Here is a 7372-nt window from a genome sequence, read left to right as displayed (position 1 = left end):
TCCTCGCTCCAGAGCGCGCCGGTCCACAGGCCCCAGGATTGAAACGTCGCATCGTCCGCAGGCGTGCCGCGACGATCGACGGGCACTCCCTCGCCGTCCGCGAGGAGCACGCAGCAGCCGCTGGCACCGACGGCCTGATACAGCCGGTCCATCGCACCTTGCGCGGCCGCCAGCAGCGGCGCGACGCGCTCGCGGGCCTGACCGAGCTCTGCTTCGGTGAGCCGCATCGGCGAGCTGCGGCCTCCGGGATCGAGATGATGCAATCGGGACGAACGACGCCACGAAGCCACGAGCGCGGACCGGGCGGCCTGGCCGGACGCGATGGCGGCCTCGACGCGGGCCGCGTGATGCGGGGGCATTGACCCATTCATCACTGTTTCCTCCGGAAGGCAGTCTAAGCCATGCCGCCATGGCCCGGTTGATCTGCGTCAATCCGGGCGACAGCGACTGAAGCCATGAGCCCCCTGCTGCGGCGCCGTCAAGGCAGGCGGCAGCCTCTTGGCCTACGACTTTCGGTAACAGTGCGGGGCGCGGCCGGCGGCAATCCGCAGCCACTTTCGATAGCGGTTTCGAATGCAGCGAGAACGCTATTTCGCCGGGATCATCCGAACGAGATCATGCGGATTGACATAGTCCAGCTGATAGCGCGCCCGCTCGTCCAGCATGTCAGGATCGATCCGCGACGTGCGCAGCAACGAGACGCGCTGCTCGCTCCTGGCGCGCTCGCGCTTGAGCTGCGCCAACTCGCTGGTCAGCGCGATGATCTCCTGATCCAGCTCCTGGCGGGCATTGAGGCCATATTTGCCGGTGTAGGCGTTGACGCCGAAATAGCCGACGATGGCCGCTGCCATGGCATAGAGGGCAAGGCCGGTCAGGATCGATTTCAGGCGCGCGCGGGAGACCATCCTGGGAAGATGCGGCAGGTTGGTTAAGGGAGTGCTAATTACCCCTGACCGGATATCTCGTCGTCATGCCCGGGCTCGTCCCGGGCATCCACGTTCTTCGTCGCTGACGCCAAGACGTGGATGGCCGGGACAAGCCCGGCCATGACGAACAGTTGAGCAAGTATCGGCGGAAACGCCTCAGCCGTGGTGCTTCGCGACGTGCGCGGCGAAGGCGTCGACATAGGCCTGGAGCACGGGCTTGAGCGACTCCTTGGTCAGATTGCCCTCCGCATCGAAAGCGTCGCCGACGGCGTTCAGATAGGTCTCGGGCTGCTGGAGGATCGGACCGGAGATGCCCGGCAGGATCGTCTGCAGATGCTTGGCTGCGCTGACCCCGCCGAGCGGCCCCGGCGAGTTGGAGACGATGCCGACCGGCTTGCCGAGCAACGAGCTCTTGCCGTAGGGCCGCGAGGCGACGTCGATGGCGTTCTTGAGCACACCCGGAATCGAGCGATTGTACTCCGGCGAGACGAAGATGACGCCGTCCGACTTCTGAAGCTTCTCGCGGAAGGCCAGCCAGTCCGCAGGCGGCGCGCCCTCGAGGTCCTGGTTGAAGAACGAGATGCCGGCCGGCGTGATCACCTCGAGCTTGAGTGAGGCCGGTGCGAGCTTGGCGAGCGCATTGGCGATCTTGAGCGAGAAGCTGTCCTTGCGCAGGCTGCCGGCGATCACGACGATGTTGTAGGCCATGGGGTGTCCTCGGGGGCTGGAGCGGGAGTGCCGGGGCGGCACTTAAGCGATCCGGCGCATTGGATGCAAGTGCATGAACCGGATCGATTTGGAAACGCTGTGTTTCGCGAAAGCGGATGTTGCCTAAAACATTCGGGCCGCCAAGCGGCGGCCCGAACTCTTTCGCATACGTCTAACCCAGATCAGATCGTCGGATTCCATGCCGACGGGATCAGGCGATATTTGGCGCCGTCCTTTACGACATGACCGACCGAGGGGAAGGTGAAGTGGAAGCCGATCACGGTCGCCTTCTCGGCCGCCGCCATGTCGTAGAATTTGTGGCGCGTGGCCTGCGCCATCGCGGCGTCGTAGTCGAACATCACGTGCCAGTCCGGATTGCGCAGGAAGAATTCCGGGATGTTGGTGACGTCGGACTGGATCAGGACCTTGGCATCGCCCGATGCGACCGCGAACGAGGTGTGGCCGGGCGTGTGGCCCGGCGTCGCGATCGAGGTGATGCCGGGTGCGACTTCCTTGCCCGCTTCGAACTTGGTGACCTTGGACTCGAGGCCGGCAAAGGTCTTCTTCACGCTGGCAAAATAGTTCTTCATCATCGGGTTGGACTCGGCCTTGGCGGCGTTGTCCTCGCTGGTCCAGAACTCCCATTCCTTGCCCGGCACCATGATCTCCGCGTTCGGGAACGCCAGCGCGCCGTCGGCGAGGCGGATGCCGTTGATGTGATCAGGGTGCAGATGCGACAGCAGCACGACGTCGATGTTCTTGGGATCGGCGCCGGCAGCCGCCAGATTTTGTAGTGTGCGGCCGACCGCGCCCTTGCTCGACTCGAGGTTGGCGACTCCGTTGCCAGTATCGATCAGCACGAGCTTGGAGCCGGTGTTGATGAGCTGCGGATTGAACGGCACTGTGACCATGCCCTTCGGCATGTAGGCCGCCTCGCCCGCGGCCAGGGCTTCTTCCTTGGGTATGTTGACGACGAACTTCTCCGGCATCGGAAAGGTGCGCGCGCCATCGTTGATCGACGTGCACTCGTAACTGCCGACCTTGTAGCGGTAGAAGCCCGGCGCCTGCGTTCCGGTCGGTGGCACTGAGGCATCGGCGGCGGTCGGCCGAAGGCCGGTCACGGCAGCCGCACCGACGGAGGCAGCGCCTGCAAGCAAATGGCGGCGATTGAAATCAGTCATAGAGAAGTCCCCTTCTGAGCCCCTGCGGATTTTCCGCTTTCAACGACGGCGGGAATAATCCCCGGCTTCGCTCGGAAGGCAAGACTTTCTTTGGGTGACGTGCCGTCGCACGCCGCCATTATTTATTTGGGTTGATGAGGAATTTTTCGCCGGTGGCACGTTTGGCGTAGACCGCGATGTTGGCGAGATCGAGCGCCTCGGGCAGCGAGACCACCTTGGTGTAGTGACTGGCGAAGGTGGTCTTGAGCTCGGAGGCGACGCGCTGGCGCAGCCGGCCGATCTCGGCCGGGCCGATGTTCTGGAGGAATGGCGTGAGCAGCCAGCCGCCGACACCCCAGCTAAGGCCGAAAGAGCGGTTCAGCTCGGTCGGGCGCGTGTCGAGGCTGCCATAGATGTAGACGTGCTTGTACACGTTGGAGCCGTAGCGGCTGTACTCCTTCGCGGTCTTGTTGGCCGCAATCTCCATGGCCGTCAGGATCTGGCTCGCCAGCTTGCCGCCGCCGATGGCGTCGAAGGCAATCGTGGCGCCGGTCTCGACCAGCGCATTGGTGAGATCGTCCATGAAGCTCGCCGCGCTGGAATCCACGACGTGCCTGGCGCCGATCTTGTGCAGGATCTCCGCCTGCTCCTTGCTCCTGATGATGTTGACGAGAGCGATCCCGTCCTTGATGCAGATCTTGTTCAGCATCTGGCCGAGATTGGAGGCAGCCGCAGTGTGCACGAGCGCCTTGTGGTTCTCCCGCCGCATCGTCTCGGTCATGCCGAGCGCGGTCAGCGGATTGACGAACCAGGAGGCGCCATCCGCGGCCGTGGTGCCCTCAGGCAGCTCCATGACGTCTCGCACCTTCAGCACGCGAAACTGCGTGTACATCGCGCCGCCGATCATCGACACGGTCTTGCCCATCAGCGCCTTTGCCGAATCCGACGAGCCGGCCCCGATCACCGTGCCGGCGCCCTCATTGCCGACCGGCAGAGACTGGTCGAACCGCGCCCCCATCATCCGCATCGCCGCCTCCGGCATCTGGGCGGTGATGATCGGCATTTCCTTGGTGCCGGAGGCCTTCGCCGCCGACATGTCGGCGGGTCCAATCAGGAGCCCGAGGTCGGAAGGGTTGATCGGGGTCGCCTCGACGCGAACCACGACCTCGTCATCGGCCGGCTCTGGCGTCGGGACATTCACGAGGGACAGTTCCAGCTCACCGCTCTTCTTCAGCAGCGAACGCAGTTGCAGTCCGGTCTTGCCGTCGCTCATGTCGATCCTCCCTGTCCGTCTTTCGCAGTCGAGGCGCCGGCTTATGCCAGCGCCTTCAGTGCCGCCTTGCCGCCGTAGAGCGCCTGCTTGCCGAGTTGCTGCTCGATGCGCAGGAGCTGGTTGTATTTGGCGGTGCGATCGGACCGCGCAAGGGAGCCGGTCTTGATCTGACCGCAGTTCGTGGCGACCGCGAGATCGGCGATGGTGGAATCCTCGGTCTCGCCCGAGCGGTGCGACATCACCGAGGTGTAGCCGGCCTTGTGCGCCATCTCGACGGCGGCGAGCGTCTCGGTCAGCGTGCCGATCTGGTTGACCTTGATCAGGATCGAGTTGGCCCGGCCGGCCTTGATGCCTTCGGCGAGACGCTTGACGTTGGTGACGAAGAGATCGTCGCCGACCAGCTGGCACTTCTTGCCGATGAGGTCGGTTAGCTCCTTCCAGCCGTCCATGTCGTCTTCCGACATGCCGTCCTCGATGGTGACGATCGGATAGCGCGCGACGAGGTCCGCGAGGTACTTGGCCTGCTCGGAGATCGAGCGGGTCTTGCCCTCGCCTTCATAGACATACTTGCCGCCCTTGAAGAACTCGGTCGAGGCGCAGTCGAGGCCGAGCACGATGTCGGAGCCCGCCTTGAAGCCGGCCTTGCCGATCGCGTTCATGACGAAGTCGAGCGCGGCATCCGCCGACGGCAGGTTCGGGGCGAAGCCGCCCTCGTCACCGACATTGGTGTTGTGGCCGGCTTTCTTCAATTCGGACTTGAGCGTGTGGAACACCTCCGCACCGTAGCGCAGGCCCTCGGCGAAGGACGATGCGCCGACGGGCAGGATCATGAACTCCTGGAAGTCGATCGGGTTGTCGGCATGCACGCCGCCATTGATGATGTTCATCATTGGTACCGGCAACAGGCGCGCGGAGGTGCCGCCAACATAGCGATAGAGCGGCATGTCGAGCGAGTTCGCGGCCGCTTTGGCGCAGGCGAGCGAGACGCCGAGGATGGCGTTGGCCCCGAGCCGGCTCTTGTTCGCCGTGCCGTCGAGATCGATCATGATCTGGTCGATCTGGGCCTGCTGCTCGACATCGAGACCACTCAGGGCCTCGAAAATCTCGCCGTTGACGGCGCCGACCGCCTTGGTGACGCCCTTGCCGAGATAGCGGGCCTTGTCGCCGTCGCGCAATTCCACCGCCTCATGGGCTCCGGTCGAGGCGCCCGACGGCACCGCGGCGCGGCCGAGCGCACCGTCTTCCAACACCACATCGACCTCGACGGTGGGATTACCCCGGCTATCCAGGATTTCGCGGCCGATGATGTCGATGATGGCGGTCATGAGAGCCTCATTTCGGAAAACAAAGGGGCAGTTGGCGGTGCTTCTACCGCAATGCATCGACGCGGAAAAGGCCGGGTGACGGCCGCCCGATGATTGGCTAAGAGGGCCGCACGGAGGCGGCCGAATGTCGAAAAAACCCAGCAAATTGAACAAGTCCCCTGCCAAGCCAGCTTCATTGCAGCTTGGCCGCGCCGTGGAATGGCCGGATGCGCCCGAAAAGGCCAAGCTCGACCGCGTGCCGAATCCGCAAGAAGGCACGGATTATCTGGTGCGTTTCACCGTGCCGGAATTCACCTCGCTCTGCCCGGTCACGGGCCAGCCGGATTTCGCGCATCTGATGATCGACTACGCGCCCGGGGCGTGGCTGCTGGAATCGAAATCGCTCAAGCTCTACATCGCGAGCTTCCGCAATCACGGCGCCTTCCACGAGGACTGCACCGTGATGATCGGCAAGCGCATCGCCAGCGAGATCAAGCCGAAATGGCTCCGCATCGGCGGCTACTGGTATCCGCGCGGCGGCATCCCGATCGACGTGTTCTGGCAGACCGGCCGCGTACCGAAGGGCCTGTGGGTGCCCGAGCAAGGCGTCGCGCCCTATCGCGGGCGGGGTTAGGAGGAGAAAAACAACAATGAAATGGATGCCAGCAACATTCCGCAACCTTGCCCTAAGTCTACTGGGCGTCCTCTGGCTCACCGGCGCGTCGGATGCTGCCGAGGTTCGGGTGATGATCTCGGGCGGACTGACGGCTGCTTACAAGGCGCTCGTGCCGGAATTCGAGAAGGCCACCGGCAACAAGGTGCTGACGGAATATGGACCGTCGATGGGAACGACCGCGAACGCCATCCCGGTGCGGCTCGAACGCGGCGAGCCGGCCGATGTCCTGATCATGGTGGGCTATGCCCTCAACGATCTCGCCAGCAAGGGCAAGGTCGTTGCCGGCAGCCAGGTCGATCTGACCAGGTCCCCGATCGGGATCGCCGTGAAGGCGGGCGCGCCGAAGCCGGACATCAGCTCCGTGGAAGCCGTCAAGCGCGCGCTGCTGGCGGCGAAGACGATCGCCTATTCCGACAGCGCCAGCGGCGTCTACGTCTCGACCGAGATGTTCGACAAGCTCGGCATCGCCGACGCCATGAAGGACAAGGCTCGCAAGATTCCTGCGACGCCGGTCGGCGAGATCGTCGCGCACGGCGAGGCTGAGCTCGGCTTCCAGCAGATCAGCGAGCTGAAGCCCGTCAAGGGCATCGACATCGTCGGACCGCTGCCGAGCGAGTTGCAGAAGATCACGATCTTCTCCGCCGGAATTGCGACCGGTTCGAAGGAGCCCGAGGCAGGCCGGGCCTTGATCAAGTTCCTGGCCTCCCCGGCTGCGCGCGAGGCGATCATTGCGAGCGGCATGGAGCCGATCCAGGCTCTCGGGTCAAAATAGCCAAGCTCATCCGGTAGACGTCAGCGCGCGTCCGCCGGCGCTCGCTGTTTCAGCAGGCGGGCGCAGACGAAGCCCAGCACCACCATGATCACTGCGCTCGCGAACAGCGTCGGCATCTTGCCGGCATGGTGGAGTCCGAAGCCATAGGCGAGCGGCCCAACGGTCTGCCCCATGAAGAAGAAGAACGAATGCAGCGACAACGCGGTGGCGCGCGCCTCGACCGAGAGCTCGCTGGCGAAGACCTGCAGACAACCATGGGCGATGTAGAAGCCCCATCCCATCACGACGAGATTCAGGGCCTGCACCTCCCAGCGCGGGCCGAAGGCCACAGCAACGAGCTGTGAGGCAACCAGCGTCATGCCGGCGATCATCATGCCCTTCATGCCAAGGCGCGGCAGCAGGCGCGACACTGTCAGCGTGTAGAACAGGCCGCCGACCGCAAAGCCCGCGATGACGAGGCCTGCGATCGAGAGCGAGGTCTGACCGAGCTCGAACAGGAACGAGGCGATATAAGGAAACAGGCCGAGCACACAGCAGCCTTCGATGAACACTG

Annotated in this window: 8 protein-coding genes and 1 pseudogene; 2 read left to right on the top strand and 7 right to left on the bottom strand. The window is 64.1% G+C overall.

All coding sequences use genetic code 11. The features are described 5' to 3' along the window. The 6 genes and pseudogenes from SE91_RS13760 to eno all read right to left on the bottom strand — a co-directional run. Positions 1-371, bottom strand: a pseudogene (locus SE91_RS13760) (sigma-54-dependent Fis family transcriptional regulator); the annotation flags it as partial. Positions 372-587: 216 nt separating this feature from the next. Continuing rightward, positions 588-905: an FtsB family cell division protein gene (locus SE91_RS13755; protein WP_008567889.1), complete on the bottom strand. Its 318-nt coding sequence runs from the start codon at positions 903-905 to the stop codon at positions 588-590. A 177-nt stretch (positions 906-1082) separates the two neighbouring features. Beyond that, positions 1083-1634 carry an NADPH-dependent FMN reductase gene (locus SE91_RS13750; protein ID WP_060736161.1) on the bottom strand — a complete coding sequence of 184 codons (552 nt, stop codon included), beginning with the start codon at positions 1632-1634 and terminating at the stop codon, positions 1083-1085. A 182-nt stretch (positions 1635-1816) separates the two neighbouring features. After that, entirely contained in the window at positions 1817-2815 is a 999-nt protein-coding gene (locus tag SE91_RS13745; protein WP_061847958.1) for an MBL fold metallo-hydrolase, read from the bottom strand. 118 nt (positions 2816-2933) lie between these two features. After that, positions 2934-4067 (bottom strand): zinc-binding dehydrogenase, encoded by a 1134-nt coding sequence (locus tag SE91_RS13740; RefSeq protein ID WP_061847957.1) that lies wholly within the window; start codon positions 4065-4067, stop codon positions 2934-2936. A 41-nt stretch (positions 4068-4108) separates the two neighbouring features. After that, positions 4109-5392: a phosphopyruvate hydratase gene (eno, locus tag SE91_RS13735; RefSeq protein ID WP_008547341.1), complete on the bottom strand. Its 1284-nt coding sequence runs from the start codon at positions 5390-5392 to the stop codon at positions 4109-4111. A gap of 124 nt (positions 5393-5516) precedes the next feature. On the opposite strand from eno, the gene queF reads away from it, so the two are divergent. Both queF and SE91_RS13725 read left to right on the top strand, forming a co-directional pair. After that, positions 5517-6005, top strand: coding sequence for a preQ(1) synthase (queF, locus tag SE91_RS13730; RefSeq protein ID WP_061847956.1), 489 nt, complete (start codon positions 5517-5519; stop codon positions 6003-6005). Between the two features lie 16 nt (positions 6006-6021). Beyond that, positions 6022-6819: a substrate-binding domain-containing protein gene (locus tag SE91_RS13725; RefSeq protein WP_156489603.1), complete on the top strand. Its 798-nt coding sequence runs from the start codon at positions 6022-6024 to the stop codon at positions 6817-6819. A gap of 20 nt (positions 6820-6839) precedes the next feature. Here the strand turns inward: SE91_RS13725 and SE91_RS13720 are convergent. Next, positions 6840-7372: MFS transporter (locus tag SE91_RS13720; RefSeq protein WP_156489602.1), on the bottom strand; the 533-nt coding region annotated here is incomplete at its 5' end.

The sequence above is a fragment of the Bradyrhizobium sp. DOA1 genome, assembly GCF_001593325.1.
GTDB lineage: Bacteria > Pseudomonadota > Alphaproteobacteria > Rhizobiales > Xanthobacteraceae > Bradyrhizobium.
Note: the sequence above shows the minus strand (reverse complement) of the source record. Positions and strands in the feature narration are given on the sequence as shown.

Bases quoted from the DNA above. Each gene is read 5' to 3' on its own strand.
- queF (WP_061847956.1), top strand. From the start codon at position 5,517: ATGTCGAAAAAACCCAGCAAATTGAACAAGTCCCCTGCCAAGCCAGCT.
- SE91_RS13725 (WP_156489603.1), top strand. From the start codon at position 6,022: ATGAAATGGATGCCAGCAACATTCCGCAACCTTGCCCTAAGTCTACTG.
- SE91_RS13745 (WP_061847958.1), bottom strand. From the start codon at position 2,815: ATGACTGATTTCAATCGCCGCCATTTGCTTGCAGGCGCTGCCTCCGTC.
- SE91_RS13740 (WP_061847957.1), bottom strand. From the start codon at position 4,067: ATGAGCGACGGCAAGACCGGACTGCAACTGCGTTCGCTGCTGAAGAAG.
- SE91_RS13750 (WP_060736161.1), bottom strand. From the start codon at position 1,634: ATGGCCTACAACATCGTCGTGATCGCCGGCAGCCTGCGCAAGGACAGC.
- SE91_RS13755 (WP_008567889.1), bottom strand. From the start codon at position 905: ATGGTCTCCCGCGCGCGCCTGAAATCGATCCTGACCGGCCTTGCCCTC.
- eno (WP_008547341.1), bottom strand. From the start codon at position 5,392: ATGACCGCCATCATCGACATCATCGGCCGCGAAATCCTGGATAGCCGG.